Annotated in this window: 20 protein-coding genes; 12 read left to right on the forward strand and 8 right to left on the reverse strand. The window is 66.7% G+C overall.

The features are described from left to right. Positions 1–413: 413 nt before the first annotated feature. The 3 genes from CK944_RS02225 to CK944_RS02235 all read left to right on the forward strand — a co-directional run bounded on the left by CK944_RS02225 (position 414) and on the right by CK944_RS02235 (position 2,986). Entirely contained in the window at positions 414–1,976 is a 1,563-nt protein-coding gene (locus CK944_RS02225; protein ID WP_103171410.1) for a Do family serine endopeptidase, read from the forward strand. An 89-nt stretch (positions 1,977–2,065) separates the two neighbouring features. Then, positions 2,066–2,590, forward strand: coding sequence for a 2'-5' RNA ligase family protein (locus CK944_RS02230; protein ID WP_103171411.1), 525 nt, complete (start codon positions 2,066–2,068; stop codon positions 2,588–2,590). Positions 2,591–2,662: 72 nt separating this feature from the next. Next, positions 2,663–2,986 (forward strand): 2Fe-2S iron-sulfur cluster-binding protein, encoded by a 324-nt coding sequence (locus tag CK944_RS02235; protein ID WP_103171412.1) that lies wholly within the window; start codon positions 2,663–2,665, stop codon positions 2,984–2,986. Here CK944_RS02235 and hisA read toward each other — a convergent pair whose 3' ends face one another. Beyond that, the gene (gene hisA / locus CK944_RS02240) at positions 2,987–3,703 is read right to left on the reverse strand and encodes a 1-(5-phosphoribosyl)-5-[(5-phosphoribosylamino)methylideneamino]imidazole-4-carboxamide isomerase (RefSeq protein ID WP_103171685.1); all 717 of its coding nucleotides are present in this window, start codon (positions 3,701–3,703) and stop codon (positions 2,987–2,989) included. Between the two features lie 143 nt (positions 3,704–3,846). Here hisA and CK944_RS02245 point away from each other — a divergent pair, with 143 nt between their 5' ends. Next, positions 3,847–4,230: a DUF2147 domain-containing protein gene (locus CK944_RS02245; protein WP_103171413.1), complete on the forward strand. Its 384-nt coding sequence runs from the start codon at positions 3,847–3,849 to the stop codon at positions 4,228–4,230. A 181-nt stretch (positions 4,231–4,411) separates the two neighbouring features. On the opposite strand, the gene CK944_RS02250 is transcribed toward CK944_RS02245, so the two are convergent. From CK944_RS02250 to CK944_RS02260, 3 genes are all read right to left on the reverse strand, one after another. Further along, positions 4,412–5,575 carry an NAD-dependent epimerase/dehydratase family protein gene (locus CK944_RS02250; protein ID WP_103171414.1) on the reverse strand — a complete coding sequence of 388 codons (1,164 nt, stop codon included), beginning with the start codon at positions 5,573–5,575 and terminating at the stop codon, positions 4,412–4,414. A gap of 102 nt (positions 5,576–5,677) precedes the next feature. Continuing rightward, on the reverse strand, positions 5,678–6,352 hold the full coding sequence (locus tag CK944_RS02255; RefSeq protein ID WP_103171415.1) for an ABC transporter ATP-binding protein: 675 nt from the start codon (positions 6,350–6,352) through the stop codon (positions 5,678–5,680). Continuing rightward, entirely contained in the window at positions 6,349–7,704 is a 1,356-nt protein-coding gene (locus CK944_RS02260; RefSeq protein WP_239985946.1) for a sugar transporter, read from the reverse strand. The genes CK944_RS02255 and CK944_RS02260 overlap by 4 nt, the downstream gene beginning before the upstream one ends. A gap of 113 nt (positions 7,705–7,817) precedes the next feature. Between CK944_RS02260 and CK944_RS02265 the strand changes: the two genes are divergently transcribed. Continuing rightward, positions 7,818–8,654, forward strand: coding sequence for an ABC transporter permease (locus CK944_RS02265; protein ID WP_103171416.1), 837 nt, complete (start codon positions 7,818–7,820; stop codon positions 8,652–8,654). Positions 8,655–8,664: 10 nt separating this feature from the next. Here CK944_RS02265 and choV read toward each other — a convergent pair whose 3' ends face one another. Genes choV through choX form a run of 3 tightly spaced genes read right to left on the reverse strand, consistent with a single transcriptional unit; the run spans position 8,665 to position 11,518 of the window. Beyond that, entirely contained in the window at positions 8,665–9,693 is a 1,029-nt protein-coding gene (choV, locus tag CK944_RS02270) for a choline ABC transporter ATP-binding protein (protein ID WP_103171417.1), read from the reverse strand. Next, complete coding sequence (choW, locus tag CK944_RS02275; protein WP_103171418.1) at positions 9,690–10,538, reverse strand: choline ABC transporter permease subunit; 849 nt, start codon at positions 10,536–10,538, stop codon at positions 9,690–9,692. The genes choV and choW overlap by 4 nt, the downstream gene beginning before the upstream one ends. 44 nt (positions 10,539–10,582) lie before the next feature. Continuing rightward, positions 10,583–11,518: a choline ABC transporter substrate-binding protein gene (choX, locus tag CK944_RS02280; RefSeq protein WP_103171687.1), complete on the reverse strand. Its 936-nt coding sequence runs from the start codon at positions 11,516–11,518 to the stop codon at positions 10,583–10,585. Positions 11,519–11,603: 85 nt separating this feature from the next. On the opposite strand from choX, the gene betI reads away from it, so the two are divergent. From betI to betA, 3 genes are read left to right on the forward strand one after another with little or no spacing between them, the layout of a single operon-like run. Next, positions 11,604–12,170, forward strand: coding sequence for a transcriptional regulator BetI (gene betI / locus CK944_RS02285; protein ID WP_103171419.1), 567 nt, complete (start codon positions 11,604–11,606; stop codon positions 12,168–12,170). Next, positions 12,167–13,612, forward strand: a complete 1,446-nt coding sequence (gene betB / locus CK944_RS02290) for a betaine-aldehyde dehydrogenase (protein WP_103171420.1) — start codon at positions 12,167–12,169, stop codon at positions 13,610–13,612. Before betI ends, betB begins: the two co-directional genes overlap by 4 nt. Positions 13,613–13,623: 11 nt before the next feature. Continuing rightward, positions 13,624–15,240: a choline dehydrogenase gene (gene betA, locus CK944_RS02295; protein WP_103171421.1), complete on the forward strand. Its 1,617-nt coding sequence runs from the start codon at positions 13,624–13,626 to the stop codon at positions 15,238–15,240. Between the two features lie 75 nt (positions 15,241–15,315). Here betA and CK944_RS02300 read toward each other — a convergent pair whose 3' ends face one another. Further along, positions 15,316–16,056, reverse strand: a complete 741-nt coding sequence (locus CK944_RS02300) for a DsbA family protein (RefSeq protein ID WP_103171422.1) — start codon at positions 16,054–16,056, stop codon at positions 15,316–15,318. A 155-nt stretch (positions 16,057–16,211) separates the two neighbouring features. Between CK944_RS02300 and CK944_RS02305 the strand changes: the two genes are divergently transcribed. From CK944_RS02305 to prfB, 4 genes are all read left to right on the forward strand, one after another. Continuing rightward, on the forward strand, positions 16,212–17,348 hold the full coding sequence (locus CK944_RS02305) for a pyridoxal phosphate-dependent aminotransferase (RefSeq protein WP_103171688.1): 1,137 nt from the start codon (positions 16,212–16,214) through the stop codon (positions 17,346–17,348). Continuing rightward, positions 17,345–18,544, forward strand: coding sequence for an N-acetylmuramoyl-L-alanine amidase (locus CK944_RS02310; RefSeq protein WP_103171423.1), 1,200 nt, complete (start codon positions 17,345–17,347; stop codon positions 18,542–18,544). The genes CK944_RS02305 and CK944_RS02310 overlap by 4 nt, the downstream gene beginning before the upstream one ends. An 81-nt stretch (positions 18,545–18,625) precedes the next feature. After that, a complete protein-coding gene (locus CK944_RS02315) occupies positions 18,626–21,175 on the forward strand; it encodes a penicillin-binding protein 1A (protein ID WP_103171424.1) in 2,550 nt (849 codons plus the stop codon). A 106-nt stretch (positions 21,176–21,281) separates the two neighbouring features. After that, complete coding sequence (gene prfB, locus CK944_RS02320) at positions 21,282–22,409, forward strand: peptide chain release factor 2 (RefSeq protein ID WP_103171425.1); 1,128 nt, start codon at positions 21,282–21,284, stop codon at positions 22,407–22,409. The last annotated feature ends 80 nt before the right edge of the window (positions 22,410–22,489 follow it).

A 22,489-nucleotide genomic window follows, 5' to 3' on the forward strand; every position in this document is an offset into this window, starting at 1 on the left:
ACCACCCCGCCGCAGCAAAGCGACGGCGTCGTGGCGCCCGTCAGCGGCGCTGCCGAGCCTGCGGCCGAGACAACCCCCGCCGATCAGGCCCCGCCCGCAACCGACGCGGAAGCCGCCGACCCGGCAGCGGCGCCCGAAGCCGCTGATGCGGCAGGCGGACAGGCGGCAGAGCCCGCAGCGCCAGAGGCCGGGGTCGAAGGGACCGATCCGGCCCCGGAAGCCCAGCCGGGCCAGTAATGAAGACGGACAGGGGCAGGTGGCGACATCTGCCCCTTCTGCAATAAAAGTCACGATCAGTTCACTGTCCGAGAGCGTGGTTTATTTGCAACGCCGCCCTATTTCTTCTTCATAACACCAGCGGTCCCCCGGCCCTTTGTCAGGACCGACGAACTGCGTAAGATGAGGACATCCGCATGAAGACGTTTTCTGCTCGGCATCTTCTGACTGCCTCGGCGCTGGCCGTGACCGTCGGCCTTGGTATTGCGGCGGCGCAGGACGCGCAGCCCGATATCTCGCCCGAGGCCAGCCAGCAGGCGCAAGAGGCGGCGAACAACAACGAACCGCTGAAGGCGGAACGCCAGGCCGGTTCGTCCCAGGTCATGCCCGACAGCTTCGCCGATCTGGTCCAGCAGGTCGCCCCGGCCGTGGTCAACATCACCACAAGCGCCGTGGTGGCCCAGCCCACCGGCGGCGAGGGCGGGCCGATGTTCCCCGAGGGCAGCCCGTTTTCCGACCTGTTCCGCGACTTCGGCATCCCCGGAATGCCCAACCAGCCGGGCCAGGGCGGACCCCGGATGCCCCAGCGGTCGAACGCGCTTGGGTCGGGCTTCGTGATTTCGTCTGACGGCTTCATCGTCACGAACAACCACGTCATCGAGGGCGCCGACGAGATCGAGATCGAGTTCTATTCCGGCGAGACGCTGGCCGCCGAAGTGGTCGGCACCGACCCCAACACCGACGTGGCCCTGTTGAAGGTCGAAAGCGACGAGCCGCTGCCCTTCGTGGAATTCGGCAATTCCGACGACGCGCGCGTCGGCGACTGGGTTCTGGCCTTGGGCAACCCGCTGGGCCAGGGCTTTTCGGCCAGTTCGGGCATCGTCTCGGCCCGCAACCGCGAATTGTCGGGCACCTATGACGATTACCTGCAGACCGACGCGGCCATCAACCGCGGCAACTCGGGCGGGCCGCTGTTCAACCTGCAAGGCGAGGTGGTGGGCGTGAACACCGCGATCCTGTCGCCCAATGGCGGGTCCATCGGCATCGGCTTCTCGATGGCGTCGAACGTGGTGTCCAGCGTCGTGGATCAGTTGCGCGAATTCGGCGAAACCCGGCGCGGCTGGCTGGGCGTCAAGATCCAGGACGTGACCCCCGACATGGCCGAGGCGCTTGGCCTTGCGGTCGAATCCGGCGCGATGGTGACGGATGTTCCCGACGGTCCCGCGAAGGATGCCGGGATGCGCGCGGGCGACGTGATCACCAATTTTGCCGGATCGCCTGTCGAGGATACCCGCAGCCTGGTCCGCCGCGTGGCCGAGGCGCCGGCGGGCGAGCCGGTCGATGTCGTCGTGCAGCGCCAGGACGGTCCCGTGACCCTCAGCGTGACGCTGGGCCGGCGCGAGACGGCGGAAGGCACGGGCAATGCCACCGCAGGGCAGGGTGGGAACGGCCCCGCCCAGCAGGACATCCTGGGCATGTCGCTGTCGGCCCTGACGGCCGAGATGGCGCAGGACATGGGCCTGCCGAATGACGCCAAGGGCCTGGTGATCCAGGAAATCGACCCGGAAAGCGAAGCGGCCGAAAAGGGCCTCGCCCCCGGCGACGTCATCACCGAGGCGGGCCAGCAGCCGGTTGCCTCCATCGCGGACCTGAACGCCCGCATCGACGAGGCGCGCGAGGCGGGCCGCAAGTCGTTGCTGGTCCTGGTGCGCCGCGACGGAGAGCCGCGCTTCGTGGCCCTGCCGGTCGGCGAAAGCTGAGGGCTGACGGCGCAAGCCCGTGAAACACGTCAGGGGCGGTTCGCATCAGCGAGCCGCCCTTTTCACGACGGTATGGTGGAACTTGGAAGATGGCCGACGACGACCCGCTGATCCTGACCGCCTGGCTGGACGACACCAGCTTCGAGTTCTTCCAGACCATGCGGCAGCGGCATTTCCCGCCCGCGCGCAACCACATTCCCGCGCATCTGACGCTGTTTCATCATCTGCCGGGCGACGGGATCGGCTGGATCACGCAGGAATTGCAGAAGGTGGCCCGGGAACTGGCCCCGGTCGAGGGGCAGGTGGCGCGGCTGCGGTTTCTGGGCAGGGGCGTCGCCTATGACATCGACTGCCCGGCTATCGAACGGCTGCGCGACGACCTGTCGGCGACCTTTTCCCAGGTGCTGACCCCGCAGGACCGCCAGCGGATCAGGCCCCATGTCACGATCCAGAACAAGGTCGCTTCGGCCGAGGCCCGCGCCCTGTTCGACGGACTGTCCGCCGAATTCCGACCCTTCCCCCTGACCATCAGGGGGCTGCTGCTGTGGAATTACCGGGGCGGGCCCTGGGACGAGGCGGGCCGGTTTCCCTTCGGCGTCCCGGCGCAAGCGTAAGGCGCGCACGCCCCTTTTCATTGCGGGGGCGATGGCCTATCTGCCCCCTGCACAGCAAAGGATACGCAAGCCATGGCCCGCATCACCTATATCGAGCATAACGGAACCCGGCACGAGGTTGACGTGAAGCCCGGCATGACGGTGATGGAAGGCGCGCGCGACAACGGCGTGCCGGGCATCGACGCCGATTGCGGCGGCGCCTGCGCCTGTTCGACCTGCCATGTCTATGTCGATCCAGCCTGGCTGGACCAGCTTCCCCCCCGCGACCCGATGGAGGAGGACATGCTGGATTTCGCCTGGCAGCCCGATCCCGAACGGTCGCGCCTGACCTGCCAGATCAAGGTGACCGAGGCGCTTGACGGTCTGGTCGTCCAGATGCCGGAACGCCAGATCTGATCACTTCAGCATCGCCAGGGCCTGCGACAGGTTGATCGCCCCGTCATAAAGCGCCCGCCCCGAGATCGCGCCCGCGATCACCTGCGTGTCCCTCAGCGCGCGCAGATCGTCCAGCGACGACACCCCGCCCGAGGCGATGACCGGGATGCCGACCGCGCGGGCCAGGGCCTCGGTCGCGGCGATGTTCGGGCCCTGCATGGCCCCGTCGCGGTCGATGTCGGTATAGATGATCGCGGCGACGCCCGCGTCCTGGAACTGGCGGGCAAGGTCCGTAGCCATCACCTCGGTCTCGGTGGCCCAGCCACGGGTGGCGACGCGGCCTGCGCGGGCGTCGATGCCCACCGCGATCCGGCCCGGAAAGGCTGCTGCCGCCTGGCGCACCAGGTCGGGATTTTCCACCGCGACGGTGCCCAGGATCACGCGCGTCAGGCCTTTGTCCAGCCAGCCTTCGATGGTCGCCATGTCGCGGATGCCGCCGCCCAGCTGGGCGGGGATGTCGATGGCCGACAGGATCGCCTCGACCGCCGCCCCGTTGACCGGATGGCCCGCGAAGGCGCCGTTCAGGTCCACGAGGTGCAGCCATTCCGCACCCGCATCCTGGAAGGCGCGGGCCTGTGCCGCCGGGTCGGTGCCGAAGACGGTCGCGGCCTCCATTTCGCCGCGCAGCAGGCGGACGCAGTTGCCGTCCTTCAGGTCGATGGCGGGGTAAAGGATCATGGCGGCCTCCTGGTTTTGCGGATCGCGCAACCCTTTGCCACGCGGGCGGGCGGAACGGAAGGGCGGGCTGCGACCTGACGTCACGCTTGCCAGAAACCGGGCGCCGCGCGCAGCATCCACCCATCCTTGGAGGAGGGAACCCCATGCGCCACATCATCGCCACAGCCTTTCTTGTCCTGGCGGGCACCGCAGCCGCCGCCGACCCGATCGAGGGTGTCTGGCAGACCCAGCCGGACGAAGGATCCTTCGCCCATGTCACCATCGCCCCCTGCGGCGGGGCCTTCTGCGGCACGATCACGCGGACCTTCAAGGATCGCGCCGAATACCAGTCGCCGAACCTTGGGCGTCAGATCGTCATCGACATGGCCCCCCAAGGCGGCGGCAACTATTCCGGCAAGGTATGGCGCCCCGCCAACGACAAGATCTACAACGGCAAGGCCAGCGTCCAGGGCGACCGGATGAGCCTGTCGGGCTGCGTCGCGGGCGGGCTGATCTGCAAAAGCCAGACCTGGGCGCGGGTGCAGTAAGGACACCCACCGCACGGCCCGTCTGCGCGAACCGCGGAACCAGAAGGCCGCGATGATCCTTTGACCGGCCATCGACCTGACGGACGGAAACTGCATCCGCCCGCCGCGCGGAGAGATGGAGGCCGCGCCTGCTGAGACCGAATGACGAACGCACCCGCCGGATGGCAGGTGCGTCAGCAATTCACGCGGTCCGCCATTGCGACACGCAGGGGATCTTGTCCCGGTCGCAGCGGTCGGCGAATTTCCGGGCGATTTCCTGCACCTCGGCCAGCAACCCGTCCTCCAGCTTGATTGGATCAAGGCCGAGCCCAAGGAAACGGTCGTTGGCGACGTGCAGGTCGTTTTCGTCGGCCTCGTTGCGCGGGTTCTTGAGGAACGCGACCTCGACCCCGGTCTGGTCGGCGATCATCCGGGCCAGGTCGCGGACGCGGTGGGTTTCGGTCATCTGGTTCAGGATGTTGACCCGGTCGCCGCGCGCCGGCGGGTTCGTCAGCGCCAGTTCGATGCAGCGGCAGGTGTCCTGGATGTGGATGAAGGCGCGGGTCTGCCCGCCCGTTCCATGCACCGTCAGCGGATAGCCGATCGCCGCCTGCATCAGAAAGCGGTTCAGCACCGTGCCGTAATCGCCGTCATAGTCGAAGCGGTTGATCAGCCGGTCGTCCATGCGGGTTTCCTCGGTCTGGGTGCCCCAGACGATGCCCTGGTGCAGGTCGGTGATCCGCACGCCGTCGTTCTTGTTGTAATAGAAGAAGAACAGCTGATCCTGGGTCTTGGTCATGTGATAGATCGACCCCGGATTGGCGGGATACAGGATTTCCTGCCGGTGGGGGCCGTTCTCGGTCTCGATCACGACATCAAGATAGCCTTCGGGGATCTTCATGCCCGCCGTGCCATAGCCATAGACACCCATCGTGCCCAGGTGGACCAGGTGGATGTCCTGTCCGCTTTCGACGATGGCGGCCAGGACGTCGTTGGTGGCGTTCAGGTTGTTGTTGACCGTATAACGCTTGTGCCAGCTGGACTTCATCGAATAGGGCGCGGCCCGCTGTTCGGCGAAATGGATCACCGCGTCGGGTTTTTCGTCGCGCAGCAGGGTCAGCAGGCGGTGGTAATGTTCGCCCACCGTGAAATTCTCGACCCGAATCTGGTGGTTGGTCAATTCCTGCCAGGCGCGAACCCGTTCGCCCAGGGGGCGGATCGGGGTCAGGCTGCTGACCTCAAGCTCCACGTCGATCTTCCGGCGCGACAGGTTGTCCACGATGATGACGTCATGGCCGCGCGCCGACAGATGAAGGGCCGTGGGCCAGCCGCAGAAACCGTCTCCGCCCAGAACGATGATTTTCATGAACCTGCCCTTATGGATGCGCTGCTCGCCGCCTTGTAATGGGGCGGCATGGCAGACGCCATAGCCGCCATGCGGCCGACACGGGACCGTTGCAATCCGGTCCTAGCCCGCCTTGGCCACGGCCCGCTGCATGTTGGCGGTATGGACCGCGATGGCCTCTTCCAGATCGTGGAAATAGCTAAGCTTTCCGTTTTCCAAGACCGCCCCGGCCTGGCAGATCTCTCTCAGGGAGGGCATGGAATGGGACACGACGACCGCCCCGGCCGCCTTCATGCGCGCGTTGAAGACATGGTTTGACTTGGCGCGGAAGGCGGCGTCGCCCACGGCCGACACCTCGTCCACCAGATAGGTGTCGAAGGGCACCGCCATGGACACGCCAAAGGCCAGCCGCGCCCGCATCCCCGACGAATAGGTGCGGAACGGCAGATAGAAATGCTGGCCCAGTTCGGCGAAATCCTCGACGAAGTCGCGCATCTCGTCCGTGTCGATGCCATAGACGCGCGCGACAAAGCGGCAGTTCTGTTCGCCCGTCAGTTCGCCGTTGAAGGACCCCGCAAAGCCCACCGGCCAGCTGATCGTGCCGGTGGACAGGATCCGCCCCGAGGTGGGCAGCATCGCCCCCGAGATCATCCGCAACAGCGAGGACTTGCCCGCGCCGTTGCGTCCCAGCAGCGCCACGGACACGCCCGTCGGAAAGGTCACGTTCATGTTGTCGGCCACGACCTTTCGCCGCCCGTTCAGCTTGTAGATCTTGGTGAGGTTTTCCAGCCGGATCATCGACGGTCGCGCAAACTGTAATAGGTCAGGATGCCGACGATCCAGATCAGCAGCAGAAATCCGCCCAGCAGGGGCAGCAGCTTCAGCCGCTTGGGGAATTCGGAATCCTCGGCCAGGGTCGGCTTGACATAGGCGGCCAGGTATCGGGTCTGGCGCGCGGCTTCGGCGCGGGCGGCGTCATAGGCGGCCCGGGACGCGATATAGGTCTGTTCCGCGAATTCGCGATCCACCATCAGGCTTTCGAACTGGCCCACGACCGTGGACAGCGCCTCGCCGGTGGCGGTCTCGGAGCCGAATTTCTGGCGTTCTGCGGCGATCTGTTCGCGGATCACGTTCACCCGAAGCTGGGTTTGTTCGATCCGGGGGTCGTTTTCCTGGGCATTCGCCTGAAGCAGGCCAAGCGCGACAAGCTGTTCGGCCAGTTGCGCCTGAAGGGTGCTGACGACGCCCGCCTGTCCCGCGACATCGGCGGCCGGATCGACAAGCTGGTGGCGGTTGCGGAATTCGGTCATTTCCTGACGCGCGGAACGCAGCCGTTCCAGGGCCTCGTCCAGGTCGTTGCGGGCATAACGCAACGCGTCCTCGCGCGCGACGGCGTTCAGTTCGTTCACCAGGATGGTGCTTTCGTCATAGATCGCCTGGGTGATCGCCTGGGCGTCCTTGGGATCGAAGGCCACCACGCGCAGGTCGATCATGCCCTCGTCGTAATAGACGCGCACCTTGCGTTCCCATTCCGACAGCAGATCCTCCAGCGAGTCGTTGCCGGTATAGGCGAAGACCGGATCGTTCTCGGGCTTGGACCACATCGCGCGCAGGTCCAGCCGGTCGTCGATGCGCTGCACAAGGTCATGGCTCTGGATGAACTTGTAGAGGATGTCGGTATCGTTTCCGGTGCTCGACGTGGAGCCCACCAGCGAAGACAGCCCGCCCAGCAACTCGCTGGGCGACACGCCCGATTCGGAACGCACCGTGAAGCCCATATAGGACGCATACTGGTCCTCGGCCCGCGCATACAGATACCAGGTGCTGACCAGGATCGGCAGCAGCACGATCACCACGAAGCTGGCGGCCACGCCCAGATGGCGCGGCTTCAGGCGGGCGGTCGATGCCGCGGGCTTGACCGGCGCCTGGGGCGGGGGCATCTGCGGGGCAGGGCGGCCCGGCGCCGCCGGCACGGGACGCGGGGCGGCCGCACCCCCTGCCGCCGGGTTCGGCTGGGCCGGGGCAGGCCTTGCCGCCGCAGGCTGGCCCGCAGGCACGGGCCGGGGCTGTGCGGGCACGGCGCCAACGGGGGTGGGGTTGGCAGGACGGGGGGCGTCGGCGTGAACCGGCTTGTCGTTCTGGACGGTCATGCGCAGACACTCGGGGTTGTTGATCTGTCGAGCCGTGTCATACATAAACCGCCCACACAGTTCCAGCGTCCATCCCTGACGGGGGCGTGAACAGGCAAGGGGCAGTCGGGCCTATGTCCAAGATCAATTTCCCTTCGGCCGCTGCGCAGGCCCCGGAGGAAACGCTGCGCCTGGCGCACCGGCACCGGTCCTTTTCCAGTTTCCGGGCCATCGGCGCCCTGGTGCTGCGAGAGATGGCGACGACGAACGGCAGATCCGCCGGCGGCTATGTCTGGGCGGTCGCCGAACCCGTGGCCGGCATCGTGCTGTTGACGCTGGTCTTTTCCATGGTCCTGGCCAAGCCGCCCATCGGCACGAACTTCCCGATCTTCTATGCGACGGGGATGGTGCCCTTCCTGTTCTACATGGCGATATCCGGCAAGGTGGCGCAGTCCATCCTGTATTCCAAGGCGTTGCTGGCCTATCCCGCCGTGACCTTCATGGACGCCTTGCTGGCGCGCATGATCATGAACGGCATCACGCAGATGCTGGTGGCCTATATCGTCTTCGCCGCGCTTCTGTTTTTCCAGGACACCCGAACCGACCCCCAGGCGGGGGGAATCGCCCTGTCGCTGCTGATGGCCTTTTCCTTTGGCGTCGCCGTGGGGGCGGTGAACTGTTTCCTGAACGAGGCCTTTACCTGGTGGCCGCAGGTCTGGGCGATCCTGAACCGGCCCCTGTTCCTGATTTCCTGCGTCTTCTTCATGTATGACGATATCCCGCCGCCGTTTTCGGACTATCTGTGGTTCAATCCGCTGGTCCATGTGGTTGGCCAGATGCGGAAATCCTTTTATCCTTCCTATGCAGGGGATTACGTCAGCCCGCTTTATGTGCTGGGGGTGTCGCTGTTCGTCTATGCCCTGGGCCTGGCGCTTCTGATCCGCTATCACCGCGACCTGCAGAACAGCTGACCGGCCCCGATCAGCCCTGGGGGTTTATCAGCCTGCTCAGCACCGCGTCGCGGGTGATGCAGCCGCCGCCCTGGACGGGCAAGGCGGGCCGGTCCGCCAGCAGTTCCATCACCCGGCGCACCGGCATGTCGCGGGGGACCGGATTGCCCCCCAGGCCCTCGGGCACATCGCCCGGCTGGACCACGTCGGCGGCGGTCAGGACGCCCAGCGGGTTCATGTGGGCCACGAAATCGGCGACATAGTCGTTGACCGGGTTGGCGATGATGTCGCGCGCGGTGCCGATCTGGACGATGCGCCCGCCTTCCATCAGGGCGATGCGGTTGCCCAGCTTGAAGGCCTCGTCCAGGTCATGGCTGACGAAGATGATCGTGCGGCGGGTCTTGGCCTGCAGTTCCAGCAGCTCATCCTGCAGCCGCGCGCGAATCAGGGGATCCAGGGCGCTGAAGGGTTCGTCCATCAGCAGGATCGGCGCCTGGGTGGCAAAGGCGCGGGCCAGGCCCACGCGCTGCTGCATCCCGCCCGACAGGTCGCCCACCTTGCGGTCGGCCCAGTCGGTCAGGCCGACCGTTTCCAATTGCGCATCAACGCGTGCGCGACGTTCGGCGGCGGGCATCCCCGCCAGTTCCAGCCCCAAGCCCACGTTTTCGCGCACGCTGCGCCAGGGCAGCAGGCCGAACTGCTGGAAGACCATCGCCACATGGCGCAGGCGGATGTCGCGCAGCGCGCGGCGGCCCGCCCCGCTGACGGAAATCATGCCGTTGCCGTCCCAGACCCGGACCTCGCCCCGGCAGACGTGGTTCAGGGCATTGACCGCGCGCAGCAGGGTGGACTTGCCCGATCCCGACAGGCCCATCAGGACCAGGATCTCTCCCTGCCGGACGTTGAGGGAACAGTCGTGGACGCCCAGGACCTGGCCCGTGGCGCTGCGGATTTCGCCGCGTTCCTTGCCCTGGTCCATCAGCGGCAGGGCGGTTTCCGGGTGATCGCCGAAGACGATGCTGACGCGGTCGAATTCAACGGCGTTGGGTATGGTGTTCATTTCCGGCCCTCCATCCGCAGCATCCGGTCCAGAAGGATCGCCACCACGACGATCACGAAACCCGATTCGAAGCCAAGCGAGGTGTTCACGCTGTTCAGCGCCCGCACCACCGGCACTCCAAGGCCGGACGCGCCCACAAGCGCCGCGATCACCACCATGGACAGCGACAGCATGATCGTCTGGTTCAGGCCCGCCATGATCTGGGGCAGGGCGCTTGGCAGTTCGACCTTCCACAGAAGCTGGCGGGGCGTGGCGCCAAAGGCGGTGGCGGCCTCGACCAGGGCGGGCGGGGTGGATGCGATGCCAAGCTGCGTCAGCCGGATCGGCGCGGGCAGCACGAAGATCACGGTCGCCAGCAGGCCCGGCACCATGCCGATGCCGAAGAAGACGATGGCCGGGATCAGATAGACAAAGGTCGGCAGCGTCTGCATCAGGTCCAGCACGGGCCGCATCCAGGCGTAAAGGCGGGACCGGTGCGCGGCGGCGATGCCGACGGGAACGCCGATCGCCATGCAGACCAGGCAGGCCGCCAGAACCAGCGTCAGGGACTGCATCATCTCGTCCCAATAACCCTGGTTCAGCACGAACAGCAGGCCCAGGGCGACCAGCAGGCACGTCTTCCAGTTCCGTTGCAGCAGCCAGGTCAGCGCCACCGCCAGCAGGATGAACAGGAAGGGATGGGGGGCTTCCAACGCGGCAAGGATCCGGCCGATCAGCCATTCCAACGCGCCCGCTATGGTATTGAACAAGCCGGCCGCATTGGCGTTCAGCCAGTCGAAGACCCCCTTGGCCGTGCGGCCCACGGGGATCTTGTTGTCAGTCACCCATGCCGTCAACTGCTCCATGCGCGATTCCTTGCTGGTTTACGGGAAGGCGGACGCGCCGGCGATCAGCCGGACAGCGCCTCGGTCAGGGCGGCCTGCGCGTCGTTGCCGTCGAATGTCGTCACGCCGTCCAGCCAGGAGGTTGCGGCATCGGGATTGGCCGACAGCCATTCCTTCGCGGCCTCCATCGGATCCTGGCCGTCGTTCAGGATCATGCCCATGACCTCGTTCTCCATGGGCAGGGTGAATTCTAGGTTCTGCAGGAACTTGCCCACGTTGGGGCATTCCGTGACATAGCCCTGGCGGGTGTTCGTGCGCACCTCGGCGCCGCCCAGGTCGGGGCCGAACACCTCGTCGCCGCCGGTCAGGTAGGTCATCTCGAACTGGGCGTTCATCGGATGGGGTTCCCATCCCAGGAACACGATCGGCTGGTCGGCGCTGCTGGCGCGGGCGACCTGGGCCAGCATCCCCTGTTCGCTGGATTCCACCACCTCGAAGGTGCCCAGGCCGAACTTGTCGCCCGCCACCATCTCCAGCAGCAGGCGGTTGCCGTCGTTGCCCGGCTCGATGCCATAGATCTGGCCCGACAGCGCGTCCTTGTGTTCCGCGATCTTGCCGAAGTCGGTGATGCCCAGGTCGGCGCCCGCCTTGTTCGTGGCCAGGGTGTATTTCGCCCCCGTCAGGTTGGTGCGCACCGTGTCCACCGTGCCCGCGTCGCGATAGGGGGCGATGTCGGCCTCCATCGTGGGCATCCAGTTGCCCAGGAAGATGTCCACGTCATCTGTGGACAGCGCCGTATAGGTGACGGGCACCGACAGCAGCTTCGTTTCCGTCTCGTATCCCAGGGCCTGCAGCACGGTCGAGGCAAGCGCCGTCGTCGCCGTGATGTCGGACCAGCCCACATCGGAAAACACGACCTGGCGGCAATCGTCGGGTTCAGCGGCGAAGGCGGGTCCGGCCACGGCAATCGCAAGGGTGGTGATCAGGCTTTTGCGGATCATGCGGTGCATCCCTGTTCTTGATTGGTTGATCAATTAAAGATAGACAGGCTTCGAATAGCAACAGTTTCTTTGCACAGGTGCTGCCTTGCCCAAGATTGGCGCCGAGCCTATCCGAAAAGCCGCGTTAATCAACGCCACGATCTTCGAGGTCGGGCGCACGGGGTCGCTTGACGTCACCGTGGCCCAGATCGCGCGGCGGGCCGGCATGTCGCCTGCGCTGGCGCATCACTATTTCGGGTCCAAGGACCAGATCTTTCTGGCCGCGATGCGCTATATCCTGCGCGTCTATGGTGGGTCGGTCGCGGAACGGCTGCCCGGCCACGGCACGCGCGGGCGGCTGAACGCCATCATCCACGCCAGCTTCGCGCCGCAGAATTTCCAGCGCGAAACCGTCAGTGCCTGGGTCAACTTCTATGCCTTGGCGCTCATCAACCCCGAGGCCGAGCGGCTGCTGCGCGTGTATCACCGTCGGTTGCGGTCGAACCTGATTCTGGCGCTGCGCCCGCTGACCGACGATCCGGCCCGCGTGGCCGAAACCCTGGGCGCGCTGATCGACGGCGTTTACCTGCGCACCGTCCTGACGCGCGACGATGTGGATGCCGCCGCCGCCGAAAAGCTGATCTTCGATTACCTGGACGAGGTTTTGTCTTGACCCATGACGCCCAACCCCCAGCAAGCCTGTTCATCGACGGCGCCTTTGTCGAAGGCGAGGGCGCGGCGCTGCCCGTCTTCTATCCCCACACCGGCCAGGAAATTGCCTCGCTGCGCGAGGCTTCCGGGGCCCAGGTGGCGCTTGCCTGCCAGTCAGCCGCCCGCGCGCAACCTGCCTGGGCGGCGATGACCCCTGCCGACCGGGGCCGCGTCCTGTCCCGCGCCGCCGCCATCATCCGCGACCGGAACGAGGACCTGTCGCGGCTGGAAACGCTGGACACCGGCAAGCCCATCCAGGAAACGCTGGTGGCCGACTGGGCATCCGGCGCGGCGGCGCTGGAATATTTCGGCGGGCTGGCCGCGACCGTGACCGGCCAGATGATCCCCCTGGGCCGAGACTGGGCCTATACCCGGCGCGAACCCTTGGGCGTCTGCGCGGGCATTGGGGCCTGGAACTATCCCAGCCAGATCGCTTGCTGGAAGGCCGCGCCTGCCCTTGCCATGGGCAATGCCATGGTCTTCAAGCCGTCCGAGGAAACGCCGCTGGGCGCCCTGAAACTGGCCGAGTTCCTGGTCGAGGCCGGCGCGCCGCCCGGCATCTTCAACGTCGTCCAGGGGCGCGGAGAGGTCGGGGCCGCGCTTGTCACCGATCCCCATGTCGCCAAGGTTTCGCTGACCGGATCGGTGCCCACGGGCCGCCGCGTCTATGCCGCCGCAGCTGAAGGGATGCGCCATGTCACGATGGAACTGGGCGGCAAGTCGCCCTTGATCGTCTTCGACGATGCCAGCCTTGAAGATGCCGTGGGCGCGGCGATCCTGGCGAATTTCTACTCCTCGGGCCAGATCTGTTCCAACGGGACGCGGGTGTTCCTGCAACAGGGCATCGCGCAGCGATTCCTGGATCGGCTGGCGGAACGGCTGGCGACGATCCGCACCGGCGACCCGCTGGACCCTGAAACGCAATTCGGCCCGATCATCAACGGCACCCAGGCGGCCAAGATCCGCGCGGCGATCGCGGCGGGCCGGGACGCGGGCGCGCGGCTGGTCTGCGGCGGCGCGGGAGAGGGGGCCTTCATCCCGCCCACGGTCTTTGCCGACGCCACCGACGACATGACCATCACCCGCGACGAAATCTTCGGCCCGGTCATGACCACCCTGACCTTCGCGGACGAAGCCGAGGCCGTGGCCCGCGCCAATGCCACCGGCTTCGGTCTGGCCGCCGGGGTCTTCACCCGCGACCTGGCCCGCGCCCATCGCGTGGTCGCCGCGCTGGAGGCCGGCACCTGCTGGATCAACGCCTATAACCTGACGCCGGTCGAGATGCCCTTCGGCGGCGTCAAGATGTCGGGCCTGGGGCGCGAGAACGGCACCGCCGCCATCGAGCATTATTCGCAACTCAAGACCGTCTATGTCGGCATGGGCGCCGTCGAGGCGCCATACTAAGGGGGATCGCCATGACCGCTGATTACGTCATCGTCGGCGCCGGTTCCGCCGGTTGCGCGCTCGCCTATCGCCTGACCGAGGCCGGGCATTCCGTCACGCTGATCGAATATGGCGGCAGCGACATCGGCATCTTCATCCAGATGCCGGGCGCGCTGTCATACCCGATGAACATGCCGCGATACGACTGGGGCTTCCAGACGCAGCCCGAACCCCATCTGGGCGGGCGCAAGCTGGCCACGCCGCGCGGCAAGGTGCTGGGCGGGTCGTCGTCCATCAACGGCATGGTCTTCGTGCGCGGCCACCGCAAGGATTACGACCACTGGCGCGACAGCGGCGCGACCGGCTGGGGCTACGCGGACGTGCTGCCCTATTTCAAGCGGATGGAAACCTGGCATGGCGGCGCCTCCCCCTTGCGCGGCACCGACGGCCCTCTGCATGTCACCCGCGGCAAGCGCCGCAACCCGCTGTTCAACGCCTTCATCGAGGCCGGGCAGCAGGCAGGCTGGCCCTATACGCCCGACTACAACGGCGAACAGCAGGAAGGCTTCGGCCCGATGGAGGCCACCATCTGGAAGGGCCGCCGCTGGTCCGCCGCCAATGCCTATCTGCGCCCGGCGCTCAAGACCGGCCGCCTGACCGTGATCCGCGCCTTCGCCCGCCGCATCCTGTTCCAGGGCAAGCGTGCCCATGGCGTCGAAATCGAACGCAAGGGCCAGGTCCAGGAAATCCGCGCAACACGCGAAGTCATCGTCTCGGCCAGTTCCATCAACACGCCGAAGCTGCTGATGCTGTCGGGCATCGGCCCCGCCGACCACCTGCGAAGCCACAGCATCGCGCCCCTGGCCGACCGTCCTGGCGTCGGGTCGAACCTGCAGGACCATCTTGAAATCTACATGCAGTACAAGGCGCTGAAGCCGATCACGCTTTACACCTACTACAACCTTCTGGGCAAAAGCCGGGTGGGCGTGGAATGGCTGCTGCAGAAGACCGGCCTGGGCGCGTCGAACCAGTTCGAAAGCTGCGGCTTCATCCGGTCGTCCGATGCCGTGGATTACCCCGACATCCAGTATCACTTCCTGCCGCTGGCCGTGCGCTATGACGGCAAGGCGGCGGCGCAGGGCCATGGCTTCCAGGCCCATGTCGGCCCGATGCGGTCGAAGTCGCGCGGCACCGTGCGGCTGGCGTCAGGCGATCCGGTGGCCGCGCCCGAGATCCGCTTCAACTATATGTCCCATCCCGACGACTGGGCCGAGTTCCGCGCCTGCGTCCGCCTGACCCGAAAGATCTTCGACCAACCCGCCGTTGCCGACTATCGCGGGGACGAGATCCAGCCGGGCGCCCCCGTGCAGACCGACGACCAGATCGACGCCTTCATCCGCGACCATGCCGAATCGGCCTATCACCCCTGCGGCACCGCGCGCATGGGCGCGGCCAGCGACCCGATGGCCGTGGTAGACCCGGACCTGAAGGTGATCGGGGTCGAAGGGCTGCGCGTGGCCGACAGTTCGATCTTCCCGCGCATCACCAACGGCAACCTGAACGGCCCCTCGATCATGGTCGGCGAAAAGGCCGCCGACCACATCCTGGGCCGCATCGCCCAGGCTGACGACCGCATGGCCGCCGAATAGCCGCTTCTTCGTTGCCCAAATACCCCCGCCGGAGGCACCTGCGCGCGCGGCAGGCGCGACCGGCGCGGATGGGCGTCAGCCGTTCCCCTCGCGCGCGGCGGCAACGGCGGGCTCCAGCCCGTCGGCAGGCATGCCGCGCAGCAGGGTGTCGCCGATCACGAAGGTCGGCGTGCCCATGATCGCCATGCGTTCCGCCAGTTGCCGGTTCTCGCGCAGCACGGCCGATACGGATTCGGTGTTCATGGTGTTGATCACCTCGTCGCCGTCTATGCCGATATCCGCCGCGATACCCTTCAGCGCCTCGGGCGAGGGCGCGCCGCGCAGGGCCATCAGGGCGTCATGGGCCTGGACATAGGCCTCGTCCCCGCCGATCTGCTTCGCCGCCACCGCGAACCGGGCCGAGGTTTCACTCTCGGGTCCAAGGATGGGGAATTCCTTCAGGATGAACCGGATGTTGCCGTCGCTTTCGACGATGTCGTGGATCTGGTCGTTGAACTTGCGGCAATATCCGCAGCGATAGTCGATGAATTCCACCACCGTCACGTCGCCGTCGGGGTTTCCGCCGACCCAGCTGTGCCCGTCCTCGAAGATGGCGTCGCGGTTGGCGGCGACCAGGGCCACGTCGTTCTGGGCCTCGGAGGCGACGCGGCGTTCCTCCAGCACGTTGATGGATTCCACCAGAACCTCGGGGTTCGCCATCAGGTATTCGCGCACCGCATCCCCGAAGGCTGCCTTCTCGGCGTCCGACATGGCGGAAATGTCGAAGGCCAGGGCGGGGGTCGCGGTCAGCATCAGCGCGGCGATCAGGCGTTTCATCGGGATCCTCGGTGTTCCGTTTCGCATGACCTTGGCCCCTGCGGTCGATCTTGGCAAGAAAGCCGCTGACAAAGCTGCGTGACCGGGGGCTTTTCGTGCGCCCTGGGCCAGCGTAAGACATGGAAAAAAGACAAAAGGCCGAAAGCATGAGCAGCATCAGGAAATCCGCCCGCGGGCAGGTCGATCCCTTCATCGTCATGGACGTGATGGAAGCCGCCTCTCGCGCCGAGGCCGCGGGCCGCCACATCATCCACATGGAGGTGGGCCAGCCGTCCACCCCCGCCCCCGAAGGCGCGCGCCGCGCGCTGGCTGCCGCGCTGGAACAGCCGCTGGGCTATACGGTCGCCTTGGGCCTGCCCGCTCTGCGGCAGGGCATCGCGGACCTTTACCGCCGCTGGTATGGCGTCGATCTGGATCCGGCGCGCGTGGTCGTGACGCCCGGCAGCAGCGGGGCCTTCATCCTTGCATTCTCGGCCCTGTTCGACGCGGGCGACAAGGTGGCCATGGGCTTTCCCGGCTATCCTAGCTATCGCCAGATCCTGCGGGCCATGTCGCTGGAACCCGTCGGCATCCCGACGCGGCCCGAAGACCGCTATCAGCCGCGTCCCGGCGACCTGCCCGATGGCTGCAAGGGGCTGATCCTCGCATCGCCCGGAAACCCGTCGGGCACGGTGCTGCGGACGGATGAATTGCGCGCGTTGTCGGATGCCGCAAGGGCCAAGGGCATGGCGCTGATCTCGGACGAGATCTATCACGGCCTGTCCTATGGCGACCGCTGCCATTCCGCGCTGGAGGTGACGAACGACGTGTTCGTCATCAATTCCTTCAGCAAGTATTTCTCGATGACCGGCTGGCGCGTGGGCTGGATGGTCGTGCCCGAGGATCACATCCGCACCGTCGAACGGCTGGCCCAGAACATGTTCATCTGCCCGCCCCATGCCAGCCAGGTCGCGGCGCTTGCGGCGCTTGACTGCACGGATGAAGCGGACGCGAACCTGGCCGCCTATGCCGAAAACCGCCGGTTGATGCTGGACGGGCTACCCAAGGCGGGCTTTCACCGCATCGCGCCGCCAGAGGGTGCGTTCTACATCTATGCCGATGTCTCGGACCTGACGGACGATTCGCTGGCCTTCGCGGCCGAGATCCTGGACAAGGCGGGCGTCGCGGTGACGCCTGGCCTGGACTTCGATCCCGAACGGGGCGCCCGGACGCTGCGCTTCTCCTATGCCCGCGCAACGGCCGACATCGCCGAGGGCCTTCGCCGACTGACGGAGTTCATGGCCGCAAGATGAAGGTGCTGGCGCTGATCCTGTCCTTGCTGGTGGCTTTTCCCGTCTGGGGAAACGAACCGGCGCGTCTGGACATCGGGGGATCGGCGCTTGTGGCGACGGGTCGCGGTTGGGGCGGGCCGCAGCCGCTGGAACTGCGGCTGTCGCTGACCAGGGCGGTGCCTTACCGGACCTATCTGGTGGATGGGCCGCCGCGCCTGGTGGTCGATGTGAAGGACACCGATTTCGGGCTGGCCCGGCCCCAGGATCTGTTCGGCGCGGATCTGGCCCCTGCGATCCGCTGGGGACCCTATCGGGAAGGGTGGTCGCGCGTGGTGGTCGAACTGCCCGGGACTTACCGCATCGACCGCGCGGGCCAGCGGGCGCGGGCGGCCCTGTCCCAGATCACCGTGGTTCTTGCCCCCGTCGCGGCCCAGGACTTTGCGCCCCGGCCATCCGCCACCGCCGCCCTGCGCGACCTGCCCGAACCGGCGGAACTGCCCGCCCAGCCTGCGGACGAGGGCTTTACGGTGGTTCTGGACCCCGGCCATGGCGGCTTCGATCCCGGTGCCCTGGCGGAAGGCGAAAGCGAGGCGAACCTGGTCCTGGTCTTTTCGCTTGAACTGCGCGCGGCCTTGCAGGCGCGGGGGATCACCGTGGAAATGACGCGCAGCGACGACAGCTTCGTCGCGCTGGAACGGCGGATGACCACGGCCCGGCAGGCGCGGGGGGATCTGTTCATCTCGCTTCACGCCGATGCGCTGCCGCAGGGGCAGGCGGCGGGGGCCACGGTCTATGTCTGGAATCCCGCGGCCGACGATCGCGCGGCCGAACAGCTGGCGCTGCGCCACGGGCGCGACGATCTGGTGGCGGGCGCGGATCTGACCGGGCATGACGATGCCCTGACCGGGGTGTTGATGGATTTCGTGCGCACCGACACCCAGCCCCGTTCGGAAAGCTTCGCCCGCTGGCTGACGTCGCGGATGTCCCTGATGGGGATCGGGATGCACGAACGGCCCGTGCAGCGCGCCACCTATTCGGTGCTGAAATCGCCCGACATTCCCTCCGTCCTGCTGGAACTGGGCTTCATTTCCGACCACGACGACCGGGCCAATCTGCTGAACCCGCTGTGGCGCGGGCGCATGGTGCAGGTGGTGTCGGACGCCATCGTCGGCTGGGCGCGGGACGAGGCGGCGCGGGCCGCGATGCTGCGTCAATAAGGGCGCGGATCGCCCAGTGTTGTTTTGACCGGACGGGGCCGCGCCGCTATAGACGGGCCAAGTCCACGGAAAGGCCCTCACTTGCTGCGCAGCATCCTGTCCTTTTTCGGTGCCATCTTCTCGTGGTTCGTCACCGCGAGCTTTTTCATCGCGCTGACGGTGGGCGCGATCTTCTGGATCTATTCGCGCGACCTGCCCAGCCACGAGACCCTGGCCCAGTACACGCCCAAGACGATCAGCCGCATCTATTCGGGCGAGGGGATGCTGATCGACGAATTCGCCGAGGAACGCCGCCTGTTCGTCCCGGTCGAGGAAATCCCCGACCTGGTCAAGCACGCCTTCATCAGCGCCGAGGACAAGAACTTCTACAACCACCCCGGCTATGACGTGCGCGGCATCGTCGGTGCGGCCTATCAGGCGGTGGCGTCGCGCGGATCGTCGGTGCGCGGCGCGTCCACCATCACCCAGCAGGTGATGAAGAACTTCCTGCTGGATGGCAGTCGCAGCGTCGAACGCAAGGTCAAGGAACTGATCCTGGCGTCGCGGCTGGAACGCACGCTGTCCAAGGACCAGATCCTGGAACTGTATCTGAACGAGATCTTCCTGGGCCAGAACAGCTTCGGCGTGGCCGCGGCCGCGCAGACCTATTTCAACAAGGCCCTGGCAGAACTGGCCCCGCACGAGGCCGCGATGCTGGCCGCCATGCCGCAGGCGCCCAGCACCTATCACCCCGTGCGCGCCAAGGACCGCGTGACCGAACGGCGCAACTATGTGCTGCGGGAAATGTGGCAGAACGGCTATATCGACGAGGCCACCTATCAGGCCGAGGCGAAGCTGCCGCTGAAATCGGTGCAGAACGGCGACTTTCCGGCGTTCCGCCAGCAATTGCCGCCCCGCGATTATTTCACCGATGAAATCCGCCGCCAGTTGTCCGCGCAGTTCGGCAACGAGGAATTCTTCGGTGGCGGCCTGACCATCCGCGCCACCGTCGCCCCCGACCTGCAGGCCGCCGCCGCCGATGCGCTGCGCCAGGCGCTGGAGGATTACGACCGCGGCACCGGCGTCTGGCGCGGCACGGGCGAGACGATCCCGGCCGAGCAACTGACCGACGAGGCCGCATGGCGCGGCGCGCTGTGGCAGGTGCAGGTGCCGCGCGACATTCCCGGCTGGCATCCCGCCGTGGTGCTGGAACTGGGCGACAGCGACGCCCGCATCGGCATCGAGGGGATCGAGGAAGACGCCGACGGCCATTGGATCCCGGCCGAGGATGTCCGTTGGGCGCGCAAGCGCGGTCCCGACCGCAGGCTTGGCCCGCGCGCGCAGGTGGCGGGCGATCTGGTCGCCGTCGGCGATGTGGTGCTGGTCCGCGCCATGACGCGCGACAGCGACGGCAGCTTCATCCGCTGGACCCTGCGCCAAGTGCCCGAGATCCAGGGCGGCTTCATGGCGATGGACGTGAACACCGGCCGCGTCATGGCGATGCAGGGCGGGTTCAGCTATCAGTCATCGGTGTTCAACCGCGCCACGCAGGCGCGGCGCCAGCCGGGGTCCAGCTTCAAGCCCTTCGTCTATGCCGCCGCGCTGGACAACAACTATACCCCCGCGACCATCGTCGTGGACGAGCCGATCACGCTGAACACCCCCTTCGGGTTGTGGGAGCCGAAGAACTCGACCGGCAAGACCTATGGCCCGACGCCCCTGCGGACGGGCATCGAGATGTCGCGCAACCTGATGACCATCCGCATCGCCCAGGATATCGGGATGGATCGGGTGGCCGACTATGCCGAACGCTTCGGCGTCTATGACGATCTCAAGCCATTCCTGGCGAACGCACTGGGCGCGCAGGAAACCACGCTGTTCAAGATGGTCGCGGCCTATGCGATGTTCGCCAATGGCGGCGAACGGGTCGAACCCACGCTGGTGGACCGGGTGCAGGACCGGCGCGGGCGCACCATCTATCGCCACGACCAGCGGGTCTGCGAGACCTGCGGCCAGCAGGCGCTGCCGGCGGGGCAGGGGCCGGTGATCGACACCAACCGCGAACGGGTGATGGACGCGGTGACGGCCTATCAGCTGACCTCGATGCTGGAAGGCGCGGTCAAGCGCGGATCGGCCAGCGGGGTCGATCTGCCGGTGCCGATCGCGGGCAAGACGGGCACCACCAACGACGCCAAGGACGTGTGGTTCATCGGCTATTCGTCCAACATCGTGGCGGGCTGTTACCTGGGCTATGACCAGCCGCGCAGCCTGGGATCGAACGCCTATGGCGGGACGCTGTGCGTGCCGGTGTTCAACGCCTTCATGCGCAAGGCGGTGGCGGAATACGGCGGCACCGAATTCGCGGTCCCGCCCGGGGGTTACTGGGTCAAGATCGACCGCACCACCGGGCAGCGGCTGTCGGACAGCGCCAGCGGGCCGAATGTCGTGGCCGAATATTTCCGCAACGGCACCGATCCCGACTGGGGTTCGCCGCTGATCGTGTCGGGCTTCGGCGACGGGAACGTGGTCCTGCCCTGGCAGGCGGGCGCGGGGTCCGGGTCGGGGAAGGCCGTCACCACATCGACCGGGGAACGCAAGGTCATCCCCAGCCGCACCGATTTCGGGACCATGTCCTCGGGCGGGCTTTACTGAACGGCGGCTGCGGGACCGTGCGTGGCAAGGGGCGGTCCGACCCTTGCCCCAGGGTTCCGCCCGCGTTATCACCCCTGACCTGACGCCACCCCTCGAGGATCCGCCCATGCGCGCCGAGACGCAGTCCACCATCGAAGCCATCCGCAAGTCGCTGACCCTGCTGGGCCAGCGGATGGATTGGCAGACCGCGCCGCACCGGCTGGAGGAGATGAACGCGATGATCGAGGCGGGCGACCTGTGGTCCGACCCCGCCCGCGCGCAGAAGCTGATGCGCGAACGCCAGGCCTTGCTGGACGCGCTTGAAACCTATCGCCGCATCGACGGCGACCTGTCCGCCAATGCCGAGATGGTCGAACTGGCCGAGGAGGAGGGCGACGCGGATCTTGTGGCCGAGGCCGAGGCGAACCTGAAGTCGCTGGCCGAACTGGCCGCGCAAAAGGAACTGGAAGCCCTGCTGAACGGCGAGGCGGACGCGAACGACACCTTTCTGGAAATCAACGCGGGCGCGGGCGGCACCGAAAGCTGCGACTGGGCGTCGATGCTGGCGCGCATGTATGTCCGCTGGGCCGAAAAGAAGGGCTACGAGGTCGAGTTGCTGTCGGAAACGGCGGGGGACGAGGCCGGCATCCGCAGCGCCGCCTACAAGGTCAGCGGGCACAATGCCTATGGCTGGCTGAAATCGGAATCGGGCGTGCATCGGCTGGTCCGCATCAGCCCCTATGACAGCGCGGCGCGGCGGCACACGTCCTTCAGTTCCGTCTGGGTCTATCCGGTCGTGGACGACAATATCGAGATCGACATTCCCGACCGCGACATCCGCATCGACACCTATCGGTCCTCGGGCGCGGGCGGGCAGCACGTCAACACCACCGACTCGGCCGTGCGGATCACCCACCTGCCGACCGGGATCGTGGTCACGTCCTCGGAAAAATCGCAGCACCAGAACCGCGCCAACGCCATGGCCGCGCTGAAATCGCGCCTGTACCAGATGGAACTGGACCGCCGCAACGCCGAGATCAACGCCCAGCACGCCGCCAAGGGCGATGCGGGCTGGGGCAACCAGATCCGGTCCTATGTCCTGCACCCCTATCAGATGGTCAAGGATCTGCGCACGGGCGAGGAGACCAGCGACACCCAGGGTGTCCTGGACGGCGACCTGGACGCCTTCATGGCCGCGACCCTGGCCCTTGACGTTGCCGGCAAAAGCCGGGCCGAGGCCAACGCCGAGGACTGATCCCCGTTGCAGATGCAACGCCCGCAGCCCGATGGATTTGACGCGCATTCCCGCTATGCTGCGCCTCAAATCGGGGGAGC

Origin of the sequence: Paracoccus sp. SY, assembly GCF_002901215.1 — a bacterium.
GTDB classification, from domain to species: domain Bacteria; phylum Pseudomonadota; class Alphaproteobacteria; order Rhodobacterales; family Rhodobacteraceae; genus Paracoccus; species Paracoccus acridae.

Excerpts from the sequence above, each read along its gene's own strand:
- CK944_RS02230 (WP_103171411.1), top strand. The coding sequence starts at position 2,066 with ATGGCCGACGACGACCCGCTGATCCTGACCGCCTGGCTGGACGACACC.
- CK944_RS02245 (WP_103171413.1), top strand. The coding sequence starts at position 3,847 with ATGCGCCACATCATCGCCACAGCCTTTCTTGTCCTGGCGGGCACCGCA.
- CK944_RS02300 (WP_103171422.1), bottom strand. The coding sequence starts at position 16,056 with ATGAAACGCCTGATCGCCGCGCTGATGCTGACCGCGACCCCCGCCCTG.
- choW (WP_103171418.1), bottom strand. The coding sequence starts at position 10,538 with ATGGAGCAGTTGACGGCATGGGTGACTGACAACAAGATCCCCGTGGGC.
- betA (WP_103171421.1), top strand. The coding sequence starts at position 13,624 with ATGACCGCTGATTACGTCATCGTCGGCGCCGGTTCCGCCGGTTGCGCG.
- CK944_RS02260 (WP_239985946.1), bottom strand. The coding sequence starts at position 7,704 with ATGACCGTCCAGAACGACAAGCCGGTTCACGCCGACGCCCCCCGTCCT.
- choV (WP_103171417.1), bottom strand. The coding sequence starts at position 9,693 with ATGAACACCATACCCAACGCCGTTGAATTCGACCGCGTCAGCATCGTC.
- prfB (WP_103171425.1), top strand. The coding sequence starts at position 21,282 with ATGCGCGCCGAGACGCAGTCCACCATCGAAGCCATCCGCAAGTCGCTG.
- CK944_RS02225 (WP_103171410.1), top strand. The coding sequence starts at position 414 with ATGAAGACGTTTTCTGCTCGGCATCTTCTGACTGCCTCGGCGCTGGCC.
- CK944_RS02255 (WP_103171415.1), bottom strand. The coding sequence starts at position 6,352 with ATGATCCGGCTGGAAAACCTCACCAAGATCTACAAGCTGAACGGGCGG.
- CK944_RS02310 (WP_103171423.1), top strand. The coding sequence starts at position 17,345 with ATGAAGGTGCTGGCGCTGATCCTGTCCTTGCTGGTGGCTTTTCCCGTC.
- choX (WP_103171687.1), bottom strand. The coding sequence starts at position 11,518 with ATGATCCGCAAAAGCCTGATCACCACCCTTGCGATTGCCGTGGCCGGA.
- CK944_RS02265 (WP_103171416.1), top strand. The coding sequence starts at position 7,818 with ATGTCCAAGATCAATTTCCCTTCGGCCGCTGCGCAGGCCCCGGAGGAA.
- hisA (WP_103171685.1), bottom strand. The coding sequence starts at position 3,703 with ATGATCCTTTACCCCGCCATCGACCTGAAGGACGGCAACTGCGTCCGC.
- CK944_RS02250 (WP_103171414.1), bottom strand. The coding sequence starts at position 5,575 with ATGAAAATCATCGTTCTGGGCGGAGACGGTTTCTGCGGCTGGCCCACG.
- CK944_RS02235 (WP_103171412.1), top strand. The coding sequence starts at position 2,663 with ATGGCCCGCATCACCTATATCGAGCATAACGGAACCCGGCACGAGGTT.